At 62.6% G+C, this 25,583-nt stretch carries 39 protein-coding genes; 13 read left to right on the forward strand and 26 right to left on the reverse strand.

The features are described 5' to 3' along the window. Positions 1–77 precede the first annotated feature (77 nt). The 8 genes from A6A04_RS19985 to A6A04_RS20015 all read left to right on the forward strand — a co-directional run bounded on the left by A6A04_RS19985 (position 78) and on the right by A6A04_RS20015 (position 5,099). Positions 78–467: a VOC family protein gene (locus A6A04_RS19985; RefSeq protein ID WP_068495775.1), complete on the forward strand. Its 390-nt coding sequence runs from the start codon at positions 78–80 to the stop codon at positions 465–467. A 117-nt stretch (positions 468–584) separates the two neighbouring features. Further along, entirely contained in the window at positions 585–734 is a 150-nt protein-coding gene (locus A6A04_RS22565) for a hypothetical protein (RefSeq protein ID WP_156612711.1), read from the forward strand. A 71-nt stretch (positions 735–805) separates the two neighbouring features. Beyond that, positions 806–1,531 (forward strand): hypothetical protein, encoded by a 726-nt coding sequence (locus A6A04_RS19990; RefSeq protein ID WP_068495776.1) that lies wholly within the window; start codon positions 806–808, stop codon positions 1,529–1,531. Between the two features lie 16 nt (positions 1,532–1,547). After that, positions 1,548–2,321 (forward strand): oxygen-binding di-iron domain-containing protein, encoded by a 774-nt coding sequence (locus A6A04_RS19995; protein WP_068495777.1) that lies wholly within the window; start codon positions 1,548–1,550, stop codon positions 2,319–2,321. 49 nt (positions 2,322–2,370) lie between these two features. After that, the gene (locus A6A04_RS20000) at positions 2,371–3,327 is read left to right on the forward strand and encodes a helix-turn-helix domain-containing protein (RefSeq protein WP_068495778.1); all 957 of its coding nucleotides are present in this window, start codon (positions 2,371–2,373) and stop codon (positions 3,325–3,327) included. 66 nt (positions 3,328–3,393) lie between these two features. Further along, entirely contained in the window at positions 3,394–3,981 is a 588-nt protein-coding gene (locus A6A04_RS20005) for a BON domain-containing protein (protein WP_068495779.1), read from the forward strand. A 2-nt stretch (positions 3,982–3,983) separates the two neighbouring features. Beyond that, positions 3,984–4,217 carry a hypothetical protein gene (locus tag A6A04_RS20010; protein WP_068495780.1) on the forward strand — a complete coding sequence of 78 codons (234 nt, stop codon included), beginning with the start codon at positions 3,984–3,986 and terminating at the stop codon, positions 4,215–4,217. Between the two features lie 3 nt (positions 4,218–4,220). After that, on the forward strand, positions 4,221–5,099 hold the full coding sequence (locus A6A04_RS20015) for a DMT family transporter (protein WP_068495781.1): 879 nt from the start codon (positions 4,221–4,223) through the stop codon (positions 5,097–5,099). Between the two features lie 4 nt (positions 5,100–5,103). Here A6A04_RS20015 and argE read toward each other — a convergent pair whose 3' ends face one another. Continuing rightward, positions 5,104–6,279, reverse strand: coding sequence for an acetylornithine deacetylase (argE, locus tag A6A04_RS20020; RefSeq protein WP_245651317.1), 1,176 nt, complete (start codon positions 6,277–6,279; stop codon positions 5,104–5,106). Positions 6,280–6,524: 245 nt separating this feature from the next. On the opposite strand from argE, the gene A6A04_RS20025 reads away from it, so the two are divergent. From A6A04_RS20025 to A6A04_RS20040, 4 genes are read left to right on the forward strand one after another with little or no spacing between them, the layout of a single operon-like run. Beyond that, the gene (locus A6A04_RS20025; protein ID WP_068495783.1) at positions 6,525–8,270 is read left to right on the forward strand and encodes a peptidase domain-containing ABC transporter; all 1,746 of its coding nucleotides are present in this window, start codon (positions 6,525–6,527) and stop codon (positions 8,268–8,270) included. Next, on the forward strand, positions 8,267–10,441 hold the full coding sequence (locus A6A04_RS20030; protein WP_245651318.1) for a peptidase domain-containing ABC transporter: 2,175 nt from the start codon (positions 8,267–8,269) through the stop codon (positions 10,439–10,441). The genes A6A04_RS20025 and A6A04_RS20030 overlap by 4 nt, the downstream gene beginning before the upstream one ends. A 1-nt stretch (position 10,442) precedes the next feature. Then, positions 10,443–11,843, forward strand: coding sequence for an HlyD family type I secretion periplasmic adaptor subunit (locus A6A04_RS20035; RefSeq protein ID WP_068495784.1), 1,401 nt, complete (start codon positions 10,443–10,445; stop codon positions 11,841–11,843). After that, a complete protein-coding gene (locus A6A04_RS20040; RefSeq protein ID WP_068495785.1) occupies positions 11,833–12,510 on the forward strand; it encodes a DUF502 domain-containing protein in 678 nt (225 codons plus the stop codon). The genes A6A04_RS20035 and A6A04_RS20040 overlap by 11 nt, the downstream gene beginning before the upstream one ends. A 6-nt stretch (positions 12,511–12,516) precedes the next feature. Here A6A04_RS20040 and A6A04_RS20045 read toward each other — a convergent pair whose 3' ends face one another. Further along, entirely contained in the window at positions 12,517–12,732 is a 216-nt protein-coding gene (locus tag A6A04_RS20045) for a DUF3126 family protein (protein ID WP_068495786.1), read from the reverse strand. 98 nt (positions 12,733–12,830) lie between these two features. Beyond that, entirely contained in the window at positions 12,831–13,040 is a 210-nt protein-coding gene (locus tag A6A04_RS20050; RefSeq protein ID WP_068495787.1) for a cold-shock protein, read from the reverse strand. A gap of 319 nt (positions 13,041–13,359) precedes the next feature. Between A6A04_RS20050 and A6A04_RS20055 the strand changes: the two genes are divergently transcribed. Next, positions 13,360–13,827, forward strand: coding sequence for a hypothetical protein (locus A6A04_RS20055; protein WP_156612712.1), 468 nt, complete (start codon positions 13,360–13,362; stop codon positions 13,825–13,827). Between the two features lie 159 nt (positions 13,828–13,986). On the opposite strand, the gene A6A04_RS20060 is transcribed toward A6A04_RS20055, so the two are convergent. The 23 genes from A6A04_RS20060 to A6A04_RS20155 form a co-directional block, all read right to left on the reverse strand. Continuing rightward, on the reverse strand, positions 13,987–14,202 hold the full coding sequence (locus A6A04_RS20060; RefSeq protein ID WP_156612713.1) for a hypothetical protein: 216 nt from the start codon (positions 14,200–14,202) through the stop codon (positions 13,987–13,989). Next, on the reverse strand, positions 14,199–14,537 hold the full coding sequence (locus tag A6A04_RS20065; RefSeq protein WP_068495790.1) for a hypothetical protein: 339 nt from the start codon (positions 14,535–14,537) through the stop codon (positions 14,199–14,201). Before A6A04_RS20065 ends, A6A04_RS20060 begins: the two co-directional genes overlap by 4 nt. A 13-nt stretch (positions 14,538–14,550) precedes the next feature. After that, positions 14,551–14,706 (reverse strand): hypothetical protein, encoded by a 156-nt coding sequence (locus A6A04_RS22570; protein WP_156612714.1) that lies wholly within the window; start codon positions 14,704–14,706, stop codon positions 14,551–14,553. A 96-nt stretch (positions 14,707–14,802) separates the two neighbouring features. Next, positions 14,803–14,982 carry a hypothetical protein gene (locus A6A04_RS20070; RefSeq protein WP_068495791.1) on the reverse strand — a complete coding sequence of 60 codons (180 nt, stop codon included), beginning with the start codon at positions 14,980–14,982 and terminating at the stop codon, positions 14,803–14,805. Further along, positions 14,979–15,143 (reverse strand): hypothetical protein, encoded by a 165-nt coding sequence (locus A6A04_RS22575; RefSeq protein ID WP_156612715.1) that lies wholly within the window; start codon positions 15,141–15,143, stop codon positions 14,979–14,981. Before A6A04_RS22575 ends, A6A04_RS20070 begins: the two co-directional genes overlap by 4 nt. Then, complete coding sequence (locus A6A04_RS20075; RefSeq protein WP_082915087.1) at positions 15,136–15,633, reverse strand: cell wall hydrolase; 498 nt, start codon at positions 15,631–15,633, stop codon at positions 15,136–15,138. The genes A6A04_RS22575 and A6A04_RS20075 overlap by 8 nt, the downstream gene beginning before the upstream one ends. A 79-nt stretch (positions 15,634–15,712) precedes the next feature. Continuing rightward, a complete protein-coding gene (locus tag A6A04_RS20080) occupies positions 15,713–16,684 on the reverse strand; it encodes a hypothetical protein (protein ID WP_068495792.1) in 972 nt (323 codons plus the stop codon). Between the two features lie 2 nt (positions 16,685–16,686). After that, positions 16,687–17,295 (reverse strand): hypothetical protein, encoded by a 609-nt coding sequence (locus A6A04_RS20085; RefSeq protein ID WP_068495793.1) that lies wholly within the window; start codon positions 17,293–17,295, stop codon positions 16,687–16,689. Between the two features lie 2 nt (positions 17,296–17,297). Continuing rightward, positions 17,298–17,651, reverse strand: a complete 354-nt coding sequence (locus A6A04_RS20090) for a hypothetical protein (RefSeq protein ID WP_082915088.1) — start codon at positions 17,649–17,651, stop codon at positions 17,298–17,300. After that, entirely contained in the window at positions 17,648–18,007 is a 360-nt protein-coding gene (locus A6A04_RS20095; RefSeq protein WP_068495795.1) for a hypothetical protein, read from the reverse strand. Before A6A04_RS20095 ends, A6A04_RS20090 begins: the two co-directional genes overlap by 4 nt. Then, on the reverse strand, positions 18,004–18,399 hold the full coding sequence (locus A6A04_RS22025; RefSeq protein WP_082915089.1) for a hypothetical protein: 396 nt from the start codon (positions 18,397–18,399) through the stop codon (positions 18,004–18,006). Before A6A04_RS22025 ends, A6A04_RS20095 begins: the two co-directional genes overlap by 4 nt. A 4-nt stretch (positions 18,400–18,403) precedes the next feature. Then, positions 18,404–18,742 (reverse strand): hypothetical protein, encoded by a 339-nt coding sequence (locus A6A04_RS20100; RefSeq protein WP_068495796.1) that lies wholly within the window; start codon positions 18,740–18,742, stop codon positions 18,404–18,406. Between the two features lie 10 nt (positions 18,743–18,752). Beyond that, positions 18,753–19,763 (reverse strand): hypothetical protein, encoded by a 1,011-nt coding sequence (locus tag A6A04_RS20105; RefSeq protein ID WP_068495797.1) that lies wholly within the window; start codon positions 19,761–19,763, stop codon positions 18,753–18,755. 201 nt (positions 19,764–19,964) lie between these two features. Continuing rightward, positions 19,965–20,564, reverse strand: a complete 600-nt coding sequence (locus A6A04_RS20110; RefSeq protein ID WP_068495798.1) for a DUF87 domain-containing protein — start codon at positions 20,562–20,564, stop codon at positions 19,965–19,967. Beyond that, positions 20,561–20,998, reverse strand: coding sequence for a hypothetical protein (locus A6A04_RS20115; RefSeq protein ID WP_068495799.1), 438 nt, complete (start codon positions 20,996–20,998; stop codon positions 20,561–20,563). The genes A6A04_RS20110 and A6A04_RS20115 overlap by 4 nt, the downstream gene beginning before the upstream one ends. Then, the gene (locus A6A04_RS20120; protein WP_068495800.1) at positions 20,998–21,300 is read right to left on the reverse strand and encodes a hypothetical protein; all 303 of its coding nucleotides are present in this window, start codon (positions 21,298–21,300) and stop codon (positions 20,998–21,000) included. The genes A6A04_RS20115 and A6A04_RS20120 overlap by 1 nt, the downstream gene beginning before the upstream one ends. Continuing rightward, the gene (locus A6A04_RS20125; RefSeq protein ID WP_245651319.1) at positions 21,290–22,372 is read right to left on the reverse strand and encodes a protein rep; all 1,083 of its coding nucleotides are present in this window, start codon (positions 22,370–22,372) and stop codon (positions 21,290–21,292) included. The genes A6A04_RS20120 and A6A04_RS20125 overlap by 11 nt, the downstream gene beginning before the upstream one ends. 176 nt (positions 22,373–22,548) lie before the next feature. Then, a complete protein-coding gene (locus A6A04_RS22580; RefSeq protein ID WP_156612716.1) occupies positions 22,549–22,713 on the reverse strand; it encodes a hypothetical protein in 165 nt (54 codons plus the stop codon). Then, positions 22,713–23,006, reverse strand: coding sequence for a hypothetical protein (locus A6A04_RS20135; RefSeq protein ID WP_068495803.1), 294 nt, complete (start codon positions 23,004–23,006; stop codon positions 22,713–22,715). Before A6A04_RS20135 ends, A6A04_RS22580 begins: the two co-directional genes overlap by 1 nt. After that, complete coding sequence (locus tag A6A04_RS20140) at positions 22,999–23,193, reverse strand: hypothetical protein (protein ID WP_156612717.1); 195 nt, start codon at positions 23,191–23,193, stop codon at positions 22,999–23,001. The genes A6A04_RS20135 and A6A04_RS20140 overlap by 8 nt, the downstream gene beginning before the upstream one ends. Continuing rightward, on the reverse strand, positions 23,193–23,564 hold the full coding sequence (locus A6A04_RS20145; RefSeq protein WP_068495805.1) for a DUF736 family protein: 372 nt from the start codon (positions 23,562–23,564) through the stop codon (positions 23,193–23,195). The genes A6A04_RS20140 and A6A04_RS20145 overlap by 1 nt, the downstream gene beginning before the upstream one ends. 474 nt (positions 23,565–24,038) lie before the next feature. Next, positions 24,039–24,806, reverse strand: a complete 768-nt coding sequence (locus tag A6A04_RS20150) for an MBL fold metallo-hydrolase (protein WP_068495806.1) — start codon at positions 24,804–24,806, stop codon at positions 24,039–24,041. Then, positions 24,803–25,582: a TatD family hydrolase gene (locus tag A6A04_RS20155; RefSeq protein ID WP_068495807.1), complete on the reverse strand. Its 780-nt coding sequence runs from the start codon at positions 25,580–25,582 to the stop codon at positions 24,803–24,805. The genes A6A04_RS20150 and A6A04_RS20155 overlap by 4 nt, the downstream gene beginning before the upstream one ends. Position 25,583 lies beyond the last annotated feature (1 nt).

Below are 25,583 nucleotides of genomic sequence, written 5' to 3' on the forward strand. Positions count from 1 at the left end.
CGAGCCCGGCAAGCCTGTGTCTACGACCTTTCTTTGGATATCATCACCCGAGGACGTCCAGTGGGAAAGCAGGAATTATGATCCGAATCGACCATCTCGACCATCTGGTGCTGACCGTGGCCAGCATCGAGAAAACCACTGTATTCTATGCCGATGTCCTGGGAATGGTGGTCGAGACCTTCGGCGGCGGGCGCACCGCTTTGCGTTTCGGCAATCAGAAGATCAATCTGCATCAGGCGGGGCAGGAATTCGAGCCAAAGGCCAAGGCGCCGACACCGGGGTCCGGTGATCTCTGCTTTATCACCACGACCAAGTTGGAGGATGTCATTGCCCATCTTGCCCGGCTCGCCATTCCCATCGAGCAAGGCCCGGTGGAGCGGACGGGTGCGACAGGGAGAATCCGGTCGGTCTATATCCGTGATCCGGATGCCAATCTGATCGAGATTTCCAATCCCCTGGACGGTTGAAGGTCAGGCGACAGGCACGCCCCGCGTTAACAGCATGTTCACCGGGATTTGGTAGGGTAAATGAAACGGTCATCCTGTTTCGGGTGCCGTCGAACCGTCAGAATGACGGAGGCCGCCATGATCCCGCGTCTGTTGCTCAGTCTTGTCGCCACGTATCTCGCCCTGGAAGGTTATTCCATCCTGACGGCACCGCCAGACTTGGTGCGCCAGGCTATCGCCAAGGCCCAGGAAAGCACGCGCGCCTTTCCCGAAGTGGATGTCGTATAGGTAATGCAGAATTGCCAGCGAGTGGCGGTGGCCCTATCATTCGGGCGCACAGGGGCCGTGGTGACAGGTTCATGATTGAGACGTTTGAGGGATCATCCGGCGACGGCGATGCCGTCTGGCGGAACAGCCTGCATGACCAAGCCGGGCGAACTTCCGATCTTTACGCCAATTGCGTGGGAGCCTACCACGCATTCGACAGCCTGCCGCGTCTGGTGGAAGGACTGCGTTTGCTGTCCATCAATGCCGGGCTGGTATCCGCCAGGGCAGGGGATTACGGCCGTTCCGTGCGGGTACTAACTCATTTCGCTACCGAATCGGTGGTTCGGCTGCACGAGGCCGTGCCCAAGATGCTGGCTCTGAAGCGCGACACTTATGAAACCGCGGCCGGGGTCATGCGGGCCATCAACGACATTGGCAAGCTGGAAGCGGCCGGGACCCTGATCCTGCGCAACTCGGGGCCGGAGGCTGCCGCGCTGATCCGGATGGGGGCGGCCTGGCGGTCGCGGGTACAGCATTTGGGGCGCGCGGCCGGGCATCTGGCTGCCACCAACGACCAGTTGGTGGCCATGGTCAAGGTGGCGCGGGAAGTCATGCTGCAAACCGAGCTGATCGCCGCCAATATCGCCATCGAGGCCACCTCGGCCGGCCCTTGGGAAGCGGAATTGACGGCCATCGCCGACACCATCCGGGAAAAAGTCGACGAGTTGCGGACCATGGTGGACGAGGCGGGACGACGGCTGCGCAACGCCACCGAGACCATCGTCGGATTGGTGGCCTTCGGTCACAGGACACAATAATGAAGGAACGGATGGGATGAAGTGCACCGAGCTGTGGGCCGAGGGCGAGTACCGCTGGCTGGCTTTTGCCGATGACCCGGCCAAGCCGGAGAACGTCATCGACACCAACCAGTTGGTGGTGGTCGGCTCCCAAGGCTGCATGCTGATCGACCCGGGCGGAGTCGAGGTGTTTCCCGCCATGGTCGCCGCCGTCACCCAGGAAGTGCCGGTGGATACCATCCGCCATCTGTTTCTCAGCCACCAGGACCCCGACGTGTCGTCGGCGCTGCCGCTGTGGCGTCAGGTTTGCCGCGAAGACCTGACCACCCATGTATCGTGGATGTGGACCGGCTTTGTCAGCCATTTCGACCGTGAGGCCCGCTTTCACGCCATTCCCGATGAGGGGTGCGATATCCAGGTGTCGCCGGAAGTCTGGCTGAAGGTTCTGCCCGCTCATTACCTGCATTCACCGGGAAATTTCTCCATCTACGACCCCAAGGCCAAGGTGCTGTTCTCCGGCGATATCGGGGCCGCTCTGGTGCCGCGCGAGCGCCGCTCGGGGATTTACGTCGAGGATTTCGCCAGCCATATTCAGTACATGGAAGCGTTTCATCGGCGCTGGATGGGATCGGCAGCGGCCCGCGACAAGTGGATTGCCATGGTCCGCCGTCTCGACGTGGATATCCTGGCCCCCCAGCATGGGCTGCTGTTCCGGGGTGCCGATGTGGGCCGTTTCCTCGATTGGCTCGGCGAGTTGCCTCTGGCGGGCGGACTGGACTCCTTCGATCAGGCAACGGCCCGACTGGGTTGACAAGTGATCGCACGGGAAGCACTGTCAACGCATTGTTGACGGGGAAGTGATGGATCTCTTCGACCAACTGAGCGAGGGGCGCGAGGAGAAGGCGCTGGACCGCCTGTCCTCCATGCTGGCCCAGTTCGAAGCCGAAAACGAAATTGAACAGGATCTGGCGCTGGAGCGGGCCTCGGCCTATTGCGACCGCGAATGGGGAAGCTACGCCGCCGGGCTTGAGGCCCTGGCTCTCCGTGTCGAAAGCCGGGGCAACGGTTCGGTGGATGCGTCGCTGGAAGCGCTTCGTCTGCGCGAGGAGGCCGACAATCCCGGCGGGATCATCGCTGCCATCCGCCGCCGCCGGAACCGCGAGCGCGGCCAATTGAGCGAGCGCGAAACCGTGATCGCCCTCTATGGCTCGGAAGAAGCCGTGGCGGCGCCGACGGCATTCGAATCCGTCTTCATCCATGCCTGCGACCATTTGCGTGATGGGGCCTCGGACTCCGACGATCCCTTCCTGCCCCTGGCGGGATGGAGCCTGGCCTGGCACGATCTGCCGCCATCGCTGCGCCAGGCGGTGTCGGGCGCCTATCCGCTTCCCGGAACCGTTCAGGCCGCCCGCGATGAATGCCTGCGATGGGAAACCCGCCTGCGTCATCTGGAACTGCTGTTCGGCTGCCCCGGTTCCGGCATCCTGCCCACCGCCTGCGCCGCCCGGCGTAAGCTGGTGGAGGAGATGTGGCGCAAGGACCTGGCCGCCGCCAGCCTGGAGGACTTCGCCGCCCGCCTGGACTACTGGGCGGAGCGGGGAGGCGAGGACGGCACCGGCTATGTCGTGCTGCGGCGTGATCTTCCGGTGGTGACGGCCACCCTCGCGGTGGCCAGCCCCAGGGAAAGCACCAAGGACCGTGCCCGACGCCTCAAATCCGAGAATCCGGACTGGTCGCTGGCCCGTATCGGCAAGCAGCTCGGCATTTCCCGTCAGGCGGTGCACAAGCATCTGAAAGGGTTCACCCTACCGGTATGACCGATTGGCGGCGAGATGGAAGCCCTGTATGCTCGCTAAATCGGCTTTCACTTACCGGATTACGCCATGTACCGCTCCGCTTTCGTCCTTCTTGTCACCGCCTTGGTGTCGAGTCCGGCCTCGGCCCAGCTTCTGGACGTGCTGACCGCCCCCAAGACCCTGATCGAACGGGCCGCCGAAGCCCGCTCCATGGGGGATATTGCCAGCGACAACGCCATTGTGGTCAAGGTCAACGCCGCCATGGCCCGTCAGGGCACCATCGCGGCCGCCACCGAAATCTATGAACAGCGCCTGCTGGTGACGGGGTTGTTCGATGACAAGGCCAAGTTCGAGGCGTTTCAGCGCGACGTGAAGGCGGTGGAGGGGGTGAAGAAGCTTTACTGGCACGCCCTCTATTTGCCCGAGACCGACCCCAAGCGGAAGGGAATGCCCAGTTGGAGCGACACCCTGGCCCTGACCACCAAGGCCCAGGTGAGGCTGACCAAGGCGATCGGTGGACGCTATGTCAATTTCCGCATCGCCGCGGATTCCCATGGCACCCTCTATGTCATCGGCCGCGCCTACACCAAGGACGAGGCCAATAGCGTGATCGCCGCCCTCAAGGACGGTGATGGCGTCAAGAAAGTCGTCAACTACATGGATGTGAGGCCCTGATCATGGCCCAACGCCTACCCCGTCACGTCATCGGTGCCATCAGCGTCGCCATCGGTTTCTTCGGCGGTATCGCCATGCTGCTGATCCTGCCCCAGAAATTTGGTGTTTCACCGAAGCTGACCGGCTTCATGGCCCTGGCCGTCTGGATCGCGTCCACCTGGGTGTTCTGGACCGGCGGCAAAGAAAAAAAGGGAGAAACCGAGACGGCACCGCCGCCGCCCGCCGGAGAGTCATGAGGCATGCGTGATCACGCCTGGACCCGCGCCATGCCGGGCGTCTTCGTGCTGTTGTGGAGCACGGGGTTCATCGGTGCAAAATATGGACTTCCCTATATCGAGCCCTTCACCTTCCTGGTGCTGCGCTTTGTCATCGTCGTGGCCCTGCTGGGGGTGGCCATCGGGATCGCCCGCGCCCCATGGCCGCGCGATCCGGGCCTGATCCTGCATCTCTCGGTATCCGGCCTGCTGGTCCATGCCATCTATCTCGGCGGGGTCTTCTCCGCCATTCGGCATGGGGTGCCCTCGGGACTGGTGGCATTGGTGGCCGGTCTGCAGCCACTGCTGACCGCCGCCGTTGTCGGGCCGCTGCTGGGGGAGCGGGTAGGGGGCAAGCAATGGCTGGGCCTCACCCTGGGGCTGGTGGGGGTGGCCATGGTCCTGTCAACCCGGCTAACGGGCCTCGGCTTCGATACTTTCGGCTGGGATGGCATGGCCTTTGCCATTGCCGCCCTGGTGGGAATCACCGCCGGAACCCTCTACCAGAAACGTTTCTGCACCGGAATGGATCTCCGCACCGGCACCATGGTGCAGTATTTGGCGGCTCTGGCCGCTGTCGCCCCCGCGGCTTTTGCCCTGGAAACCATGGAAATCCGCTGGACGCTCCCCTTTGTCCTGGCGCTGGCCTGGTTGGTGCTGGTTCTGTCGCTGGGCGCCATCAGCCTACTGATGACCTTGATCCGCCTGGGAGAGGCGGCGAAAGTGGCCAGCTTCTTCTATCTGGTGCCACCCATGACCGCCATCCTGGCTTTCCTGCTGTTCGACGAGGCGTTGACGCCCCTGGCGCTGGCCGGAATGGCCGCCACGGCGGTGGGCGTCGCCCTGGTTGTGCGACAGAAATGATTCCCTAGCGCTGGCTCATCCAGTCGGCCAGACGGCGCAGGAAGCTCTCGCACTGGGCCACCTGATCCAAGGTGATGAATTCATCAGGTTTGTGGGCCTGCAGGATGCTGCCGGGGCCGCAGACCACGGCGGGAATGCCCGCCCGCTGAAACAGCCCGGCCTCGGTGGTGAAGGCCACTTTGCTGGTGTCGTTGTTGCCGGTCAGGGCACAGACCAGGGCCACCGCCTCGTGGTCGGCGGGCATGTCGAGGCCATCGGTGGTGTTGTGTTCATCCAGCATGATCCCGGCCTCGGGCGACACATCGAGCATTTCCGGCACCAGATCCTGGGCCCAGCCGCGCATCTCGGCCATCAGGCTTTCCGGATCATGGGCGGGCAGGTTGCGGATCTCGAATTCGAAGTCGCAACTGCGGGGAACGATGTTCAGCGCCGTTCCGCCCCGGATGGTGCCGGTATGAATGGTGGTGTAGGGGGGCTGGTAATCGAAGTCGAAGGGGCCGGTCTCGCGGATGCGGCGCTGCAGACCGCGCAGCCGCGCCACCAGATCGGCAGCGATTTCCACCGCGTTGACGCCCTTGTGATTGAGGGCGGAATGGCACTCATGTCCCTCCACATGGCAACGCACGCTTTTTTTGCCCTTGTGGCCGATGATGGGCTTCATCTCCGTGGGCTCGCCGACGATGCACAGGCGGGGAGGGACGGCCAATCCAGCCAAATCGTCGATCAGGCGACGAACCCCAAGGCAGCCGATTTCCTCATCGTAGGAAAAGGCGAAATGCACCGGCATGGCAAGGTCGCGGGCGGCGAATTCCGGGGCCAGGGCCAGGCAGACGGCGATAAAACTCTTCATGTCGGCGGTGCCGCGCCCCACAAGCCTGTCGTCCAGGCGAACCAGGGAAAACGGATCGGCGCTCCAGTCCTGGCCGTCCACCGGAACCACGTCCGAATGGCCGGACAGCACCACTCCGGGACGGTCCGCGGGACCAATGGTGGCAAACAGATTGGCTTTCTGGCGGCTGTCGTCCCAGGTCAAGCGGATGTCGGCCCCGAGCGCGGACAAGACATCGGCAGCAAAGTCTATTAACTTCAAATTAGTCTTGTAGCTCGTAGTGTCGAACGCTACTAGATGTTCGATCATCTCGATGCTGGAAAAGTGTTGCGCCGCTGGATGTCTGATCAAGGACAGGGTCTCTCGCTGAAGGGCCGTCGGCCAAAAATCCCGGGGACAATCCCGGGCGCTTTGTCTTGCCATCATACGGTGGCTTTGGGACGAGGCACCAGTCATTGCGCGCAGGTTATTCCCAATCGGCTATGGTCGCGCGACAGGGGCACCGCTATTGTTGGGCCATCGGGCTGCCGCGGATTTCCGCGATCCCGCCTTGTTGAAGCAGGGAGCGTGGGGGATGTCCCCCATGTGGCGATGTGATGGCGGATACCGGCGCGGAAACGCGGAATGGCGCCCAGGAGGCCCCGGTCAGCATCGCCTCGCTGTCAACGCTGCGCAACAACATGATCGACCTTACCTTGGGGTCGGTATTCCTCAATATCCTGGGCCTGGCCCTGCCCATGGCGCTGCTGCAGGTCTACGACCGCATCCTGCCCAACAGTTCCGTTGGCACCATGTTTCTGTTGATGGGCGGCGTGCTCGGGGCGTTGTTGCTGGAATCCACCCTGAATTTCTGTCGCTCCTACGTTACCGGCTGGGTTGGCGCCAAGTTCGAGCACAAGGCCGGCTGTACCGCGCTTGACCGTCTGGTCATGGCGGGCATCGACGATTTCGAAAAGGACGGGTCGGGTGCTCATCTGGAACGCATGGGATCGCTGTCCATGGTGCGCGAATTCTATGCGGGCCAGGCCATTCTGACCCTGCTGGATCTCCCCTTCGCCATTCTCTATCTGGGACTGGTGGCCATGATGGGCGGCTGGCTGGTGATGGTACCGCTCGTCATCCTGGTGGCCTTCGCCGTTACCGCCATCGTGATCGGCACAAGGTTGCGCGGTTCGCTGCAAAAGCGCATGACCGCCGACGACCGCCGGTTCAACTTCATCATCGAGGTTCTGGGGGGCATCCACAGCGTCAAGGCCTTCGCCATGGAAGCCCAGATGGTGCGGCGCTACGAGCGCCTGCAGGAGGCCTGTGCCGAGGGGTCGTATCGCGTCGCCCTGAATAGTTCCACCGCCATGGGCATCTCCTCGTTCTTCTCCCAGGCCACGACCATCGCGGTCGCCATGGCGGGCGCCTTCGTTGTGATCCAGGGGGAGATGACCACCGGCGGCCTGGCCGCCTGCTCCATGCTGGCCGGTCGGGCCATGAACCCTCTGCAGAAGGCGCTGGGTGTGTGGACCCGTTTCCAGTCCTTCATGCTGGCCCGCCATCGCCTGTCGGAGCTGTTCAAACTGAACCCAGAAGCCCCCAAGGGCCTGCCCAAGGTGGGGCAGATCAAGGGGGCGCTGGAATTCGACAATGTCAGTTTCCGCTACGGCGAGAAGCTACCCTATATCGTCAAGGACGCTTCCATCGCCATCAAGGAGGGCGAGTGCATCGTCATTTCGGCGGGCAACGGCGCCGGCAAGACGACGTTGCTGACCCTGATGCAGGGCACCCTTCGCCCCACCCAAGGACGCCTGCTCATCGACGGCGAACCCGCGTCCCAGTACGAGCCGCAAAGCCTGCGTGACCAAGTGGCCTATCTGCCGCAGATGGGCGAGTTGTTCCAGGGCACCATTCTCCAGAACATCACCATGTTCCGGAAGGAATTCGACGACGTCGCGGTAGAGACCGCGGGATTACTGGGTTTGGACGAAGTGGTGGCCACCATGGCCCTGGGCTTCGATACGCCGGTCGGCGACGGCGCCTATGACTCGCTGCCGCGCGGCATCAAGCAGCGTATCGCCATCGCCCGCGCCCTGGTCAACAATCCCCGCATCGTGCTGTTCGACGAGGCCAATACGGCGGTGGACGCCACCGGCGACAATTATCTTCGTGTCTGGCTGGAAAGAGCCAAGGGCAAGCGAACCCTGGTCCTGGTCACCGCCCGCCCAAGCCTGGCCAAGATGGCGGACCGGATCTTCGAACTGGACCGGGGAGAACTTCGCCTCAAGCCGCCGCGCGAGGATCGTGCCCCGGTGCAGGCCCCCGGCGGCCTTTTGCCGCAGGGGGGCGTGCCATGAACCAGATGGTTGCCTCCACCGCGCTGCCCTCCAAGCCCAACCAGAAGGCACTGGAGCAGTACGAACAGCAATTGGCCCAGAACGCGCTGGGCGGCTTTTCGGCGGCATCCGATCTCGCCGCCTGCCTGCTGCCTCTGCTCAAGGCATTGGGGTGGAAGGGCGATCCGCGCCATGTGGCGGAATCCCTGCCGCATTTCGCCAATGAGCTTGACCTGACCGGCCTGCGCAATGTCATGGCGACGCTCAACTATTCCAGCCGCCCCGAGATGCTGGAACTGGAAACCATCGACCCCCGACTGTTGCCGTGCCTGTTCCTGCCCGAGAACCAGCCCGCCATGGTGGTGAAGGCCATCGACGATTTCGGCAATGCCGAGGTGTTCGACAGCGCCGAGGCCTCGTCACGCAGCATCGAGCCCTGCCATTTGAAGGGCATCGCCTATTTCTTCACCAATCTGGGGGCGGATACCGCGGCCAAACCGGCCAGTTGGTTCAGGAGTGTGATCGAACGCTTCCGGCCGCTGTACTGGCAGGCCTTCTTTGTCACCCTGATCCTCAATGTGTTTTCGCTCTCGACGCCGCTATTCACCATGGCGGTCTATGACAAGGTGATCGGCGCCTCGTCGCTGTCCATGCTGTGGGCCTTGTCCATCGGCGTCGTCTTCGCCCTGCTGGCCGACGCGGTGCTGCGCGAGGTACGTGCCCGGGTCCTGGCCTTTGTCGGCGCCCGGCTCGATAACATCATGGGCAACAATATCTTCCAGCACATCCTGGCCCTGCCGCCAGGGTTCACCGAGCGGGCCACCATCGGTGCCCAGGTCGCCCGTATCAAGGACTTCGAATCGGTTCGCGAGTTCTTCACCGGGCCGCTGGCCACGGTGTTCATGGAACTGCCCTTCGCCTTCTTCTATTTCGCGGTGATCGCCATGCTGGGCGGCATCATCGCGGTGGTGCCCATGATCGCCACGGTCATTTTCCTGATCGGCGGCTATCTGGTGCTGCCCATCGTGCGCAAGAATGTGGGCATCGCATCCCGTGCCGCCTCTCGCCGCCAGGAATTCCTGGTGGAGACCCTGGGCAAGATGCGGGCGGTGAAGCTGGCCTCGGCCGAGCATACCTGGGTCAAGCGCTATCGCGAGATGTCGGCCCGCGCCGCCATGGGCGGATTCAAGAACGGCGTCTTCGCCTCGCTGATCACTACCCTGTCCAATATCCTGATCATCAGTTCGGGATTGGCGACCATTTCGGTCGGTGTGCTGGGTGTCATCGACGGCACCATGACCATCGGCGGTCTGATCGCCGCCATGATGCTGGTCTGGCGGGTGCTGTCACCCATCCAGACCGGCTTCACCATGATCCAGCGGGTCGAGCAGGTGAGGGGCTCCATCCGCCAGATCGACGGACTGATGGGCATCAAGCCCGAGCGCGACCCCAAGGCCATCGTGGCGCCGCTGAAGAATGTGAAGGGCAGGGTGGTGTTTTCGCGTGTTTCCCTGCGCTACACCAACGATGCCGACCCGGCGCTGGTCGGCGTGTCGTTCGAGGTCGAGCCGGGCGAGGTGGTGGCGGTGACGGGGCGCAACGGTTCCGGCAAGTCGACGGTGATCAAGCTGCTGTTGGGCCTCTATCAGCCGCAGGCGGGTAACATCAAGATCGACGCCGCCGATATCCGCCAGATCGATCCAATCGAGATGCGGCACATGATGTCCTATGTGCCGCAGACCTGCAGCCTGTTCTTCGGCTCCATCGCCCAGAACCTGCGTCTGGCCAATCCCACCGCCACCGACGCCGATATCCGCTGGGCCTGCGACCAGGCCGATGTCTGGGATGAAGTCGCCGCCCTGCCGCGTGGCCTGGAGACCCGCATCGGCGAGGGCTCGGCCGATCACCTGCCCACCAGTTTCATCCAGAAACTGTCGCTGGCCCGGGGCTATCTCAAGCGCAGCCCCATCATGCTGTTCGACGAGCCGGTCAATGGCCTTGATTTCGAGGGCGACCGGACCTTCATGCAGGCCGTGGAGAATTTCCGCGGCCAATCGACCATCTTCATGGTTACCCATCGCCCAAGCCACCTTCGTATCGCCGATCGCATCCTGGTATTCGACGGCGGCTATCTGCGTCTTGCCGGTCCCGCCGAAGAGGTGAGGGCTCGCATTCCTCCGGATCTGATCTGACATGAGCAGCAACAGCCAGAGCCTCGCCAACGTTTCCGGCAATCCGCAGAACCTGCCGCAGACGGTGGCCCCCAAGCCGCCAGCGGTCAAGATGTCGTCACGGCAGTCCCGCCATCTGGCCCAGGCGGTTGTGCTTGAGGAAAGCGGCACCTCCGGCCTGGTTCGCTTTACCATGCTGGTGGCCAGCGTCACGACCGCCGCCTTCGTTGTCTGGGCGGCGCTCACCGAAATTCCGGAAATTGCCTCCGCCGAAGGCAATGTCATTCCCAGCGGCCAGATTCAATCGATCCAGCATCTGGAAGGCGGCATCATCCAGGAAATCGTGGTCAAGGAAGCGGAGATCGTCGAGGCGGGCCAAGTGATCGTGCGCCTCAATCCCGCCCAGGCCATTTCCGACCTGGAGCAGACCCGTGCCCGCGAAGCCAGCCTGCTGATCAAGGCCGAGCGCTTGCGCGCCTTCGCCGAGGAACGTCAGCCTGATTTCAGTGGCATGCCGCCCGGCTATGAACGCCTGATCGCCGATAACATGGCCATCTTCGCCAGCCAGAACCAGGCCCGAGATACGGCCCGCTCGGTGATTTCCTCGCAGATCGACCAGAAGCGCTCCGACCTCAAGCTGCTGCAAAACCAAGAGATCTCGCTGCGCGAGCAGTTGGGGCCTCTTCAGGAAGAAATGACCATGCGCCAGGAACTGGTGGCCAAGGGCCTGGTGTCGCGGGTGGTCTATCTCGACACCAAGCGCGAGCTGTCGCGTGTCCAGGGCGAAGTCGCGCGCTTGATCGGACAGGAGGTCACGGCGCGCGGCGCCTTGATGGAGGTGGAGAACCGCCTGATCGACAGTAATTCCTCGCTGCAGAAGCAAACCATGGACGAGATGGGCGTCACCGTGAACGAACTGGCCCAGGTCCAGGAGAGCATCGGTCGCCTGGAGGACAGGGTGAAGCGCCTGGACGTGGTGTCGCCGGTGCGCGGCATCGTCAAGGGACTGGCGGTCAAGAATCAGGGGGCGGTGATCGCGCCCGGTGGTCAGGTCTGCGATATCGTCCCGATCGAGGATGAAATGAAGATCGATGCCAAGGTCACCACCAAGGATGTCGGTCATCTCAAGATCGGTCAGCCGGTCAAGGTCAAGGTGACCACCTATGACTTCGCCCGTTATGGCGCCGCCGAAGGCACGCTGACCAAGATTTCCGCCTCCAGTTTTACCGATGAGAAGGGCAATCCCTTCTTCAAGGCGGTGATCGTGCTTCACCAGAATTACGTGGGCAAGGTGCCTGGACGTTTCATGGTCCATCCCGGCATGACGGTTACCGCCGAAATCATCACCGGCGAAAAAACCCTGCTGCAATACATGCTGAAGCCCATCTTCACCCAGATCCAGCAGTCGTTCCATGAGCGTTGAGACCCGCGAGGACACCAAGGCCAGACCCAGCCTGATCCCCCGCCTGGGGATCGGCGCCCGGCTGCGTGCCTATTTCTTCGCGGGTGTGGTGGTGGTGGCCCCGGTCTCCATCACCTTCTATATCGCCTGGAAATTCATCAGCTTCGTCGATGGGCAGGTCTCGCCACTGATACCGCCCGCGATCCTGCCGCAGCATTGGGCTTTGCCCGGGGTCGGCCTGGTGATTGCCGTGGTCGGCCTGACCCTGGTGGGGGCGCTGACCGCCAACTTTGTCGGCAGGCTGGTGGTGCGGATATCCGAGGCCATCCTGACCAGGATGCCGGTCATCCGGGGCATCTATAGCGCGGTGAAACAGATTTTCGACACCATCTTCGGCCAGAAGGCGGAAGCCTTTCGCGAAGTGGTCCTGGTGGAATATCCGAGGGCAGGGGCATGGACCATCGCCTTCGTGACCGGCCAGGCCTCGGGAGAGATCAAAGACGCCTTCGCGGACGAGATGGTCAGTGTCTTCGTGCCCACCACGCCGAATCCGACTTCGGGATTCCTGCTGTTCGTGCCCAAGGCCGATCTGCGGCCGCTGGCCATGACGGTGGAGGAGGGGCTGAAGATGGTGGTGTCCATGGGGGTATTGACCCCGGCCGGGACACCTGCGGCGGTCCAGGGCTGAGCAGCGTCAGCCCGGAGGCAGGTCTTCTTCCAGGATGGTCATGTGCAACGAATACGACACTTCGCCGTCTTCGTCGTCACGGTGCAGCACACCGATGAATTCTCCACCCAGGGTCACTTCGATCGGCGCGCCACGCTTCTTGGGCGGCTCAATCCTGATCTTGGGGTTGCCGAAGGTCGCGCGCAGATAGGCCTCGACCCGGGCGATGTCTTTGGGGGTCATGCAAGTCACCGAATGGCTTGATCAAGGGGGAGGGAGCCTTGGCACCCTCTCGGCAAGGACAGTCGGTGACCCTTGGGCCACCGACCACCTTTAAAGACTCAGAGAGCCTTCAGATTGACCGCGGAGGTCTTGCCCTTGCGGGGGTCGCGCTCTTCTTCGAAAAACACCTTCTGGCCGTCCTTCAGGCCACCCAGGCCGGCACGCTCCACGGCAGAGATGTGGACGAACACGTCGGCGCCGCCGTTATCCGGAGCGATGAAGCCGTAACCCTTGGTGCTGTTGAACCATTTGACAGTGCCGTTCGGCATTTGATGTCTCCAATCATGAGCAAAGCCCAGCGCAGGAATGCGCCGAGCATCAAGTGCCGAGCGATTCTGGTCGTTTCGAAAGGCAGGTTTGATCAAGGCACTCTCGATTGGATCGGGCGGAAAAGCAAGAGAAAGAAAGCATAAGTCTTGATTTGGGGGCGTGCGCGCGACGCGGGTCTACCCCATTCCCGACGGCCTGCATCCTTATGTCGCATAATGTATATTATGGAAACTGTCGCTTTGGCGGATACGGGACGCCAAGCCATTGATCCGATTAAACAAAGCGCAAACCAACCCAACCGAACCCGCCGAGGTCAGAATGATCAAGATACAGCTATCCATTGACGACAAACACTTACCAGTGATCGAACAGTTCTTGGCTTCCGCATTGGCGGAAGTACAAAAGGCGCGCAATCCTGCATATATGCCTGAAGTATGTTGCAAAAAGACAACAGCGTATTTCGACACCGTTCAGAAGCTCGCAAAGGCAGCAATGGAGCGGGTTACGCTGGGGACGCCGATAGATGATGCTGTTGCAGAAATGACACGCCAAGCCCCATACCCTGCATGGGATACCGCGCTTGCCAACCTAAGACTAGCCATGAAAAAAAGGGACCGCGAGACGCGACTAAAGCGCGATGCGCTCATAGAGCGGATGCTGCAAGCCGGATATAGGAACCGCCAGATCGCCGAAGCCATCGGGTCAGACGAGAAATTCGCCGCCAAGCTGGCGGCTGCCGCGAAATCCAGAATTATGAAGGAAACTCGCCCATGTACTGGTTCTTGATGATCATCACCATGACGAATGGGCAACCGTCCATTCAGTCAATCACCCCTATGCCAAGTAAAGAAGTGTGCGAAGATTTTGTTTCAAGACTTCAGGATATGACGATCGCGACACATGATGGAAAACACATCCGTTTTCACTCAAATCTCAAATGCTTGTCTAGCGCCGTGACAACGCCCAAGCCATAAGGACAATTGACCCGACGATAAACCAGAATGCCGCTTCGGCTTCTTTGCGGGTCAGGATCGTGCCGGTGGCGGAAATATAGACCCGCTCGACGCCATCGGTTCCGGTGTAGAACGTCGGGCGGGGTTCCGGGCGGGGCGCATCAGCCCCGCTCAATCCGCCATCCTGGAATTCCTCTTCGTACATCATCGCCTCCGCTTGTGACTGGCGACCACCATGACCAGCCCCAAGGCCACCAGGGCGACCCACAGCCATTTGTGATTTTTTCCCACAAATCCATCCAGCGAGGCCCCGAGGCCGGTGGCGCTGTCGCCTTCGGCTGATCCAGCATCAGATCCATTGTCCTGCGTCACGGCATCAATCGTGGCTTGATATGACCCATCATCAACTGGTTCTGTCCTGGCCCCATCAGGCATGCCAGGGGCGACCGTAATTTCTGGATCGTACGCCCGTGATCCGTCCGTATAGACGACCCACCGATTCCCCCGCTCGTCATATTCGACATGGTCAACATAGACCGCCATCGCCTTCCCTCCTCTATCTGGACGCGATGAAGACGGCGAACACCAGGACGGCCCCGCCGATCACCGCGAGAGGCAGATAGCTGTCAATGGTTTCGCCCGCCCCCTTGGCGGCTTGCTCCCGGATGTAGTTTCCGGGAGCATCCAGGATGGCGTTGAGCCAGTCCGGCATATCTACCTCCGCCGACGCTTGGCCTTGGCCTTGACGATCTTGCCGCCCTTGGTCAGGCGATAGCCCTTCTTGATCCGCCCCGAGGCGGTGCGCGCCTTAGCCATTGGGCACCCCGCCATTGTTCGGGGTGACAAAGGCGAGGACGGCCGCCATCACGGCGCCAATGGCGGTGTTGGCGTCGACGGTGCCGGTCGCCACGCCGATCCCCGCCCCCACGGCGGAAAGCAGGGCAGTGCGGGACGAGTTTTCGGACAGGCGCTTCAGGAACCACTTCATCGGTCACATTCCTTCTCGAAATTGCAGGGAAGCCGCTTGAACAGGATTTCCAGCTCCAGGATGCGGCGGTCCAGCTTTTGCCAGACCCACAGGATTGCGGCGGCGGGAAGCGACCCGGGCGCCACGGCGGAAAGCATGTTGATCAGTTCGGCGTCAGGCATAGAAGACGTGCCTCCCGATCTGAGCGGTGACGGTCAGTTCATCCGCCCAGGCCGGGTGAATGTTGACCGTGTGATAGTGGGTGGCGCCCCCGGTGATATCGTCCAGGCCACCGTTGACGGCCGCCGTAGCGATTTCGACGGCCGCCGCGAACGACGGATCAGCCGTGGTGACGGTGGCGAGCTTGACCAAGTTGGGGTCGTTGGCGTTCCAGGCGCTGAACTGGTAGGGGGCTTGGCACACCCCGACCCATCCCCGCCCCCACCACCCCGGATTGGCAACCCGGTTGGAAATCACATTGGCGACGGCCTGCATGCCGGTCGCGCCTTCACCGCGGGCCTCGCCCCAAATGGTGCGGGCCACCACATCAACGGCGGCATCGGCTTCGGGCATTGCGTCATAATTGGCGGAAAGAGCCGCCTTGGCTTGGCGAGACGTGAGCATGAACACTCCATAGGCGAGCAGTCCGAGACCGAGCAGACGGACCAGCATTGGTTAATTTCCAGGGGCGAAAGCATCGTCGGGGACCGGGTTTTCACCGGGCTTGATCGGCAACGGGGGCATGATCACCTCACTTGGCCTGTATCCAGACGCCATGATTGGAAAGGGTGTAGGCGGCGCTGGTACGCCAGCGCCAATAGATGCTTGACCCGGCCGGTTGAGCCGACAGGTTGACGAGCCCGCCGACAATGCGGGTGGTGGCATTGAACTTGCCCAGATCGGCCAGGGTGACGGCCGCCCAGGTGGTGCCGTCACGCGACAGGTCAAGCATGCAGTCCGTCCCGATGGCCCCGCCGCCAAGCTCTACCGGACACACAATGCGTGCCTGGGATGGCTGGAACCCGAGGGCAAATGCGGCAGATACCACCGTCACGGCGGCAGCCGCGCCGACCGTCTGATAGGTGTATCGCAGGATCGGCGCTTGAGCCGTTCCGGACCCGACTTCCGTCATTGACACCGCTCCCGACGCATCCCCGGACATCCAGGCCGCGTTTCCCGGAGCGCCGTTGACCATGCTGTAGCCACTGGACGCATAGGCTGCGAGGCAGAACGTGCCCGACCCTGGCACCGCATAGGCACTGGATAGCGTCGCGTCTTCCCAGCCCGTTCCGCCATGGGCCAGGGTCGCCGAAGCCACCACCGTAAAGGCACCCGCCCCGGTCCTCTGCATCAGCTTGACCGGTATCGACGCGGCGACCGTGGAATAGACCCCGATTTTGGTGACGGTTGCTCCATTGGTGACGGTGAAAGACATGTCCACCACCGTGCGGCCAACCCAGGCGCCGAAAGTCGAATTCGCGGACCAAGACGTTGCGGCGGTGCCGCTACTTACTGATTGATTTCGCACCGTCTTGGCTGTCGCGTCATAGGCGCCGCCGCCAAGCGCCGCAATCCCGGTCTGATCGGTAAAGGCATCGGCCATGCCGGTAGAGAGTGCCAGAACCGACCACCCATCCTTGAGCACATCCCGGAGCGAGGCGACGGCTACGTCAACCTGGAGTGCGTCAAGGTCAGGACGAAGATTGGGAATGATCATGCCCATGATCAGCCCTCCGCCATGACGCGCACATCGGTTCCGGCCGTGTCGGAGATTGCCCAGATCGCCGCCGTGGTGCCTTCGAAGGTGAACCCTTCGCCCGGCCCCAGGGGGAAGCCGCTGGCCGTGGTGACGGCATTGGACGAGCCCAGATAGACCTTGGCGGCGGTGGAATTGTTGCGCACGGTCAATTTCTGGCGGGTGGAGCTGGAGGCCGCCGCCTGGACGGCCGAAGTCCCGACCGTGACGGCCACGGCCGACAAGACGGACGAAACCGACTGCGTTACCAACTGGCGGGACGGCGGCGCCGAAATCATCAAGTCCTCGTTGGGCGCCACCAGCAGATAGGCCGTCACGCCGGGTTGAGCCGCCCAGGTGAAGCGGATCATGGGCACCGGCTGGCGCGCCCGGATGATGCAATTGGTGGTCATGGGCACGCTGTCCATGACCACGTCGCCCAGCATCACATTGACCTTGGCGCCCAGCACCTCGGCGCCCGACGCGTCTTCGGCACGGATGAAGCTGATCACCCCGGCCAAATCGTTGAAATCCTTGGAGCCCGCCGACGACAAGTCGACGGGCACAATCTGGAAAGTGGGGCCTTTGGCGAACGCCATGACTATCTCCGGGTCAGGATCAGGGCAGCGGCACCGATCAGCGCCGCCGTGATGGTTGCTTTCGATCCGCCATCCACATGGGCCGAATAGGCTTCCATGGTGGCCTTGGTGTTGTCCTGCACCGCCTGAATGGCCTTGACGGCGGTGACTGCAATTCCTTCCGCCACGCCCTTGATCGCTGTGGCGTTGATGGTGGCGCTTTGGGTCTGGGCCTGGGCTTGGGCCTCCGACGCCACAGTCAGCGCCTTGGCGATATCGGCATTGTCGACCGTGACATTGACCGTCACGTCATTGCTTGCCGTCGACTGGCTACTTGACCCCCCTCCCCCTCCGCCGCTGTCGAAAGGGTCGCTCATGGCGTGATCCGATAGGTGCGGCCGATTTCGCGCCACCCCAAGCGGGTCAGATGATGCATGGCTCCAGGTCGGTGGGTGAATGCACGAGCCCCTTCGAACCCGCCCGCCAGCACCGCCGCCATGACGTAATCGTGGGCGGCGTCGACCAATCCGGCCCCGCTACCCGCCAGGGCACGGACAACCAGGTCATGACCAATGCCATCCTGAGCGGCGGAAAAGGCCATGGCGCCAATCTGTTTGTCATCCCGTTTGACATACACGCCATAGGCCCCAGCTAGCAGATCAACCCGGCCGCCGAAGACGGCAGGCGCCAGGGCTTGAGGATCGAAATCGGAAGTGGGCTCGAAGATGATCAACGCCGCCGCCCTCCGCCGCCGCCTCCGGTCAGCATGATCAGGGCGAAGCCACCGAACAGCAGCATCCAGATCATGGTCTGGGGATTGGTGGTGACACCAAGTTTGACGCCATTGGGATCACTGGTGGGAACATACTGGCCAGCCCCAATTGCGGATCGCGGCGTCGTCGTCCCTCCAAGACTGCCCATCGACCCCGGCAGGGGGACTTGCAGCGACGCGGGGTTGGATTGCGTCGCCGTTGACGTTGATGTTGGTACCATCGTCTGGGGAGCGTCAACATAAGGGCTGGCGGCGCCAGTCCCCGTCAGGGCCGTGATTATCGGGTTGAAGCTGATTTGATTGGTCGCCAACGACGACGATGACGACACACTATCTCCGCCGAGGATTGCCATGGGCTTACCTCGCCTGAGCGGTCTGGCGCAGCAGCAGCACGAACATCAACAGCGCCGCGCCGATATAGAGCGCCTGCCGATTGGACTGCGATGCCAACACCGAGTTGGTTTGTGCCAGTTGAGCCATATAAGCCTGTTGGGCGCGCTGCTGATCAGCTTGCCCCTTGGCCGTGTAGATGGTTCCGATCACGCCGCCCGCCGTTTCGGCCACGTCGCCCACCGTCCCCAAAATTCCGTCAAGCCATTCGGGCATGCCCGAGCCTCCATCAGAGGAGGGGGCGGCATCGGCCGCCCCCAACACGCTGTCAAGCCACCCCGGATCAGTAATGTCCGTGGGGTCCATGGCCGCCTCCCTATCGGATCAGGGGGCGGATGGCCTCGCGCTGGATGGCGAGCTTGCAGACGGTGCCCTGCTTGGTCAGGTCCATGACCGCCTTCAGATCGCCTTCGAGTTCGGCGGTGTTGATGGCGTTGACCACCGACCCATCCAGGCGCGGCTCGATGTAGAGCAAGCCCGCCTGCGTCGCCGCGTTGTCCAGGTACAAGTCCATGATATTTTCCGCCCGGATCAGGGCGGCATCACGGTTGAGGTAGACGAAGCTGGCCGCCTCCATGCGAATGGAATTGACGACGGTATCCACGCCCACGTTGTCGGACAGCTGGGCCATCAGGAACGAGGTCACCAGCAGGCCGGTACGGCTGTCGAGGATGGCGCTGAACGCGGTCGACGATGACGTGACGTCGACTTCGGTGTAATCCAGCTGGCGAACCAGATAGGGCTTGCCCGTCTTGCCCGACACGGCGGTGCCGTTGGCGGCACGCATCGGGTTGGCGACGTAGTGGCCTTCCACGTCCAGCGACACGTTGGAGATCGCGGCGCCGTTGGGGGTGGTGAACAGGTCGGAGGCGTCCGACCGGCCCCAGGTGACGATCAGGGAAAGCTGCTGCAGGCCGGTGGTATCCAGGGCGCAGTCTTCCTCACGGCGGCCAAGCGGCAAGGTGAAGTCGACGGGCAGGATTACGTCATAGGTGGTGACAGCGCTGTTGGTCAGCACCACCGTGGCGCCCATGCCGTAGGGCAGGCGGCCGTTTTCCAGGAACGCGCGGGCGGCGAGGAAATAGCCGGGCACCGACTGAACCATGTCGCGACCACCGGCCAGGACTTCGATCCGGGACAGCAGGCGGGCCAGGGTCTGGAACAGCGGCCCCACCGGGCCGGTGGCACCGTTGGTGACGGTGAACCGCAGCCGCAGCATCAGGCGCAGCAGCACGCCGTTCTTGTCGATTTCCAGGCTTTCCCGGCCCGCGCTGGTGTAGCGAACGGTTCCGAGCTTGCGCTTGTGCAGGGTGGGGTTGGAGGGCATGTCTTCGGCCCTCCTCAGATCTTACCGCGAACGAACTTCTCGTAGACGATCATGCCGACGATCACACCGGCGGCGGCCTTGGCAATGGCGATGGGGGACATGGAGTTGAGCCTTAGAAAGTTGAGCACTTTCATCGGCTTGCCATGAGACCCTAAACCAAGCCACCACGTAACGTATACGTTACGTGTCTAGGCAGGAAAATCACTGGAACGGCGATTTTTTTACGGCCACCCCAGCTTCCGACCAATCCAGTGCGTGATAATCACGTAACGTTGGAAGTTGCTTTGCCGCGTCCCCGACATAGTCGGCAAAATATCGAAGGTCGCGTGGCTCTGTCGTACGGAACACCGCCATACGGGTTGCGAGGGCGGTCAGGGTCCGGTTCATGCGATAGGGGCGGCGCGAGCATGCGATGATGCGAAGGCCCCGGTGGCGCCCTGCCTGGACGAGATTGTCAGCGATCGGCGGCAGTTTCATGGGGTCGGTGAAGCGGTCAACCTCGTCCCACACCACGAACATGTTTTCGCCAGCCCAGGCGCACCGATTAGCCCACTCGAAGGCCCCTTCCCCGCCGGTCATGACGCCACGCCAGCAGATGCGGACCTTCCCCGGCCGCGCCACCAGTTCCACCAGTTCGGCCTGATCCTCCGTCACCACGGCGCCCTTCGCCCATGCATCCTCTCCATTGGGATCGAAGATCAGCACCCGCTTGGCCTTGGCGACCCAAGAGCGGGCCAGGGTACTTTTCCCCGACCCGCTCTTGCCCAGGCACAGCCGAATGTCGGCGGCATCCAGCTTCATGTGCCCGGCACCCGGTCCATGGCGGTCTCGACCACCCCGGCCACGTCGCCAAACGACGGCGGCGGCGAAGCGGCGATTTCGGCTTCCTCCGCCACCACCGGAGCCAGCGGGCGGCGGGCCGACACGACACCGATGCAGGCCAGACCGAACCCCATCCAGGCCGCCCCCTTGGGGTCTTTCGGCCCCAGGTCATAGACCGTCACCAGCTGGGCCAGGGCCTGCCCCAGCACATCGGCCTCCGCCGTCACCAGGGGGGTGACGTTGGCGCGGCGACACGCGGGAATGGACAGGCCGTAGATCGCCATGGAAAGGGCCTGCACAAGGGCGGGATCGGCGACGGGCGCCATTTCCTCCATGACCGCTTCGGTAACGGGTTCCGTCTCGGGAGCCGGGAGAGCCTCGGCACGTAACGTGTTCAGTTCATCCTGCGACATCAGATGATCTCCTTCTCCCACCACGGCACGCTGGCCGGTTTGCTCTCCGGTTTCGGGTTTCCGCCGCCCTCTCCGAGCAGGCGCGCCCGGTCTTCCTTGTTGGCCCATTTTGTGATCCTCTTCGCCAATTCCCGGTCGCCCTTCTCCGATCGGCTGGTGGTTCCCGACAGGCACCCGCCATCCGCCTCGACGACGCAATAGACGTACAGGTGCCCTTTCTTGTTGACCTTGTAGGCGGCGCCATTGCCGCAGTTCGGGCATGGCCCGGTCCCGATCACTCGCCCCCTCTGTTCATCCGCCATCGATGGCCCTCCTCAGTGCTAGGCCCTTGTCGACAAGCATGGACAGGGCGGCGGGCCATCCGCCCCGCTCTACGGCTTCCAGCACGTCAACGGCCAGCCCGGCCCGCATGATGCGGACCCACACGCCCCGCCGGATGTGCGCAACGATGGTTTCCCCGGTTTCCTTGACGATTTCGGCCGGGTCTATGCCGTGTTCCATGGCGGCGATTTCCGCGTCGGATAGCTCCTGGCCATCCAAGTAGGTGTCGCGCAAACCGTGGCTCATGGTGATGTGCTTAGTCCCGGCCATGACGGCGGCATATTCCCGCCACCGGATACGGGCTTCCACGTCGCCCTCGGCGGCGGATGCCAGCAACTGCCATGGCGATAGGTTCTTCCCCCTGCCCTTCTTCACGTGCCACTTCGCCAATTCCGCGTCGCATCCCCACTTGGCGACGTAATCCCCGGCTTCCTTGACCGCCGTGGCGCGATACAGGTCAACCCCATGGGCCTCCGACACCATCCCCAGGCCCATCTTGGCGACGAACCGCGCCCACCGCTCATAGAGGGCGTGCCGCAGGGTCATTTCGACGCAGGCGCCCGGCTTCCCCAGGATCAGCACATGCAAGTGGGGATGCCATCCGTTCTTGCCATGGGTCAGTTCCATGGCGCGGATCACTCCCACGATGCCGCATCGCGCCTTGAGACGATCCCATGCGGCGCCCCGCAGCACACGGCGCCAGCATTCAGCGACATCTTCCCTCAATCGGTCCAGGCTATCCCACCGGCCATGGGGCACGGTGAATGTCGCCATGTAGACCGCTCCGGGCGCCGCCTGATATCCCTGCCATTCCCCACCCCAGGTGTCGCCCGGCTGCTTGACAAACCGCCGCCTACGGCCCTCGCAATGGGCATGCAGCATGGTTTCTATTTCAGCTCGGCGATGTTCGGCGATCTTGGCGCTGCATACGGGGCACAGCCATACCGAGCCGCAGGTTTCCAGCCCGAGGAACCGGGCGCCCCCCTCCCCCGCCACAACGGCAAGCTGGCCGCCCAGGATATGACGGCCGCACCGGGCCACACGGTGCAGCACGTCACGGGTGGTCCCGTCCAGGCCAAGGATTGACCGCCGGGGTAGCATCCGCCCGGCATGGTCCCGGAGGCGCCATTTGAGACGGCGAACAGGTTCAGCCAGGGGACCCTCCCAGGCTCCGCCTTCGGCTCCGGGGAGGGGGGGGGTTACATTACTTGCGATGTTCCCGAGAGGGTTCACAGCGCCCATCCCTTCCCGGTCTTCGGGTCATAGCCCATGGCTCTGGCGTCGTTTTTCCCCTTGCGCTTGGCGGCTTTCCAGACGGCGGCAAGGCCGTCTTTCTTGGACAGCCCTTTGGCGACAGTGACGCTCACGCGTTTGATCCCGTAATTTCGCGCCATCAGACGCGCCTCGCGTTGCCGAGCATGAGGCGGCTGGTGTTGTGTTCGCGGCCGGGCACGATTTCCAGGATGCCGCGCGCGAGGATGCGGGCATCCTCAAGGGTCAACCACATGCCGCCGATCAGTTTGTCGGGATCTTGGTTCGTCACCTCGCAAAGGGACAGCAACACCTCCTCTCCGGTGGCATGGACCTTCAGGCGCCAGAATTCAGACCGGTTTGGCACGAAGGCGGTGAAATGGATAAGGCCGGATTTCTCCGGCCCCTCCTCCCGATAGATTTCGATCCTAGCCATTGGCCTGCCCCGACGCCTGGAGCCCCGCCTTGCCGACCACGGTCGAAACCGATAGCGCGACTTCTGCGGACAGCACGAACGAATGGCGTTGCCCCGCCAGGGCGACGGTCATGTAGACCTCGCCATTCACGGCATTGGCGATGACCTCGAAAGGCATCGGGATACCGCAAATCTTGGCGGTATCCATCACGCGGCCGCCACGGCACGCGGGCGGCGCCACACCACCTCATATTCGGTGAAGTCTTCCTTGTCCTTGGCCTTGACCAGCACGAAGGCGGTCAGGTTCAGCGGCGCCTCGAAGCTCGGATCATCCACGGTGAAGCTGAAGAACTTGGCGCCACGGTTGGCGCCTTCCTGCACCGTCTTGGTCCAGGCCGCGCCCGCCTCGAAAGCGCCGCTGGCGCCCTTCAGGTGCACGAGATGCGACGGGCTGTTGCTGTCCCCCTGTTTGTGCTCGGGGTTCTTCTCGAAGATGAAATTGAAGGTCTGGCGCAGAGAGGTGTAGTTGCCCTCTCCATTGCCGGTGGCATCCAGGATCAAGCGATTGCACTTAGCCATGACGGGTTTCCTTCCTTGGCGGGATTATCAGGCGGTGCCGCTTCGCGGCCCCTTGGCGGGTTCTGGTTTCGGGGTCGGGTCGAATGTTTTGCCAAACGACCCGACGCCCGTTTCGGACCTTCCGGCCCCGAAATCCGCATGGGTAAACCCGCCAAGGAACCCCATGCGGCAAAGCTCTCCAAACCCCACGATGTTGATCGTCAGGACAGAGCAAAGCCAAGATGCAGGGGGTTCGTCAACGTATTGGGATAATACTTATCGTCAGCCCAACATATAGTTCAACACAACATGTTGAGCCAAACTCACCTATGAAACACAAATTGTTTTCACAGATGTTAAGTAAAAGCGCGCCACAATGCCGCCTAATTCTTTTATTACTATTTTGCTTGAGACCGACGAGACACGAACAAAAGGCGAAAAACCCGCCTAATTCGCCGTCTTTTGTATATTATGACAAATCATGCTAACCCGTTGTCAGACCTCCAAGATCATCCCGTCATAGGCCGGTTCGACCCAAGGCGGCAGTGTCTTGCGCAGGGTCTGGTAATCCAGCCGGGTTCCCATATGCGTCAGGACGGCGCGACGCGGTTTTACCCGTTCGATCCACTGCAGCGCCTTGTCCACATGGGCATGGGTGGCATGGGGATAGTCCACCAGACAGCCGATGATCCACAGTTCGACGCCTTCCAGCAGATGAAAGGACTCTTCGGGGATTTCGACCACATCGGTGCTATAGGCAACCTTGCCGAAGCGCAGCCCGATGGTCCGCGAGTAACCGTGATCCTGGTCGAATGGCACCACGGGAATGCTGCCGATCCTGAACGGTCCATGGATATCGTGGGGTTCCAGCAAGGGCCGATAGATGAACTCCCCCATCTTCTCCATCGGCTCGAAAGCATAGCCGAAGCGTTGGCGGGCGGTATCGAGCACCTGTGGCGTGCCCCAGACCGGCAGCCATTGCCGGGTTACCCGGTTGATCTCGCGCAGGTCGTCCAGGCCGTGCAGATGGTCGGCATGATCGTGGGTATAGACCAGGCCATCGACGATGCGGATATCGGCTTCCAGCAGCTGCTGGCGCAGATCAGGCGTGGAATCCACCAGCACCCTGGTATCCGCGTCCTCTACCAGGATGGACGAGCGGGTCCGCCGGTTGCGGGGCTCGTTGGGATCGCAGGCCCCCCATCCCATGGAAATGCCGGGAACCCCAGAAGCTCCACCGCATCCCAGGATGGTGATCTTCATGGCGGCGGAACCTTGGTGAACAGCCGCAGGAAATTGGCGGTGGTGGCCTGTTCCAGTTCGCCGACGCCGACACCCTTGACCTGGGCCAGCCGGGCGGCGGTATGGGCCACATAGGCGGGCTCGTTGCGCTTACCGCGAAACGGGATTGGCGCCAGATAAGGCGCATCGGTTTCCACCAGCAACCGATCCAGCGGCACCCCGGCCAATGTGTCGCGCAAGGCGTCGGCGGTCTTGAAGGTCATGATGCCGGACGCCGAGACGTAAAGTCCAAGATTTATTGCGATTTCAGCGAGTTCAGGCCCGGAGCTGAAGCAGTGGACAAGGCCGGTGAAGGCCCCCTTCCCCATTTCCTCGCTCAGGATGGCGGCCATGTCGTCGTCGGCATCGCGGGTATGGATCACCACCGGCAGGCCGGTGCGCCGCGCGGCCTCGATATGAAGGCGGAAGGACTCCCGCTGCCGCTCGCGCGGGCTCTTGTCGTAGAAATAATCCAGGCCGGTCTCGCCCAATCCCACCACCTTGGGATGGTCGGCGAGACGTAGCAGGGTCTCCACATCGGCGAAAGGCTCGACCCCGGCCTCGTGGGGATGGATGCCGACGGTGCAATAGACGTTGGGAAAACGCTCGGCCACCCGCAAGACCTGGTCATAGCGGCTGACATGGGTGCCGATGCTGAGCAGGATGCCGACACCGGCCACCCCTGCCCGGCCGACCACCCCGTCAAGGTCGTCGGCGAAATCAGGGAAATCCAGGTGGCAATGGCTGTCGACCAGCATG

The organism is Paramagnetospirillum marisnigri, assembly GCF_001650715.1.
Taxonomy (GTDB): domain Bacteria; phylum Pseudomonadota; class Alphaproteobacteria; order Rhodospirillales; family Magnetospirillaceae; genus Phaeospirillum; species Phaeospirillum marisnigri.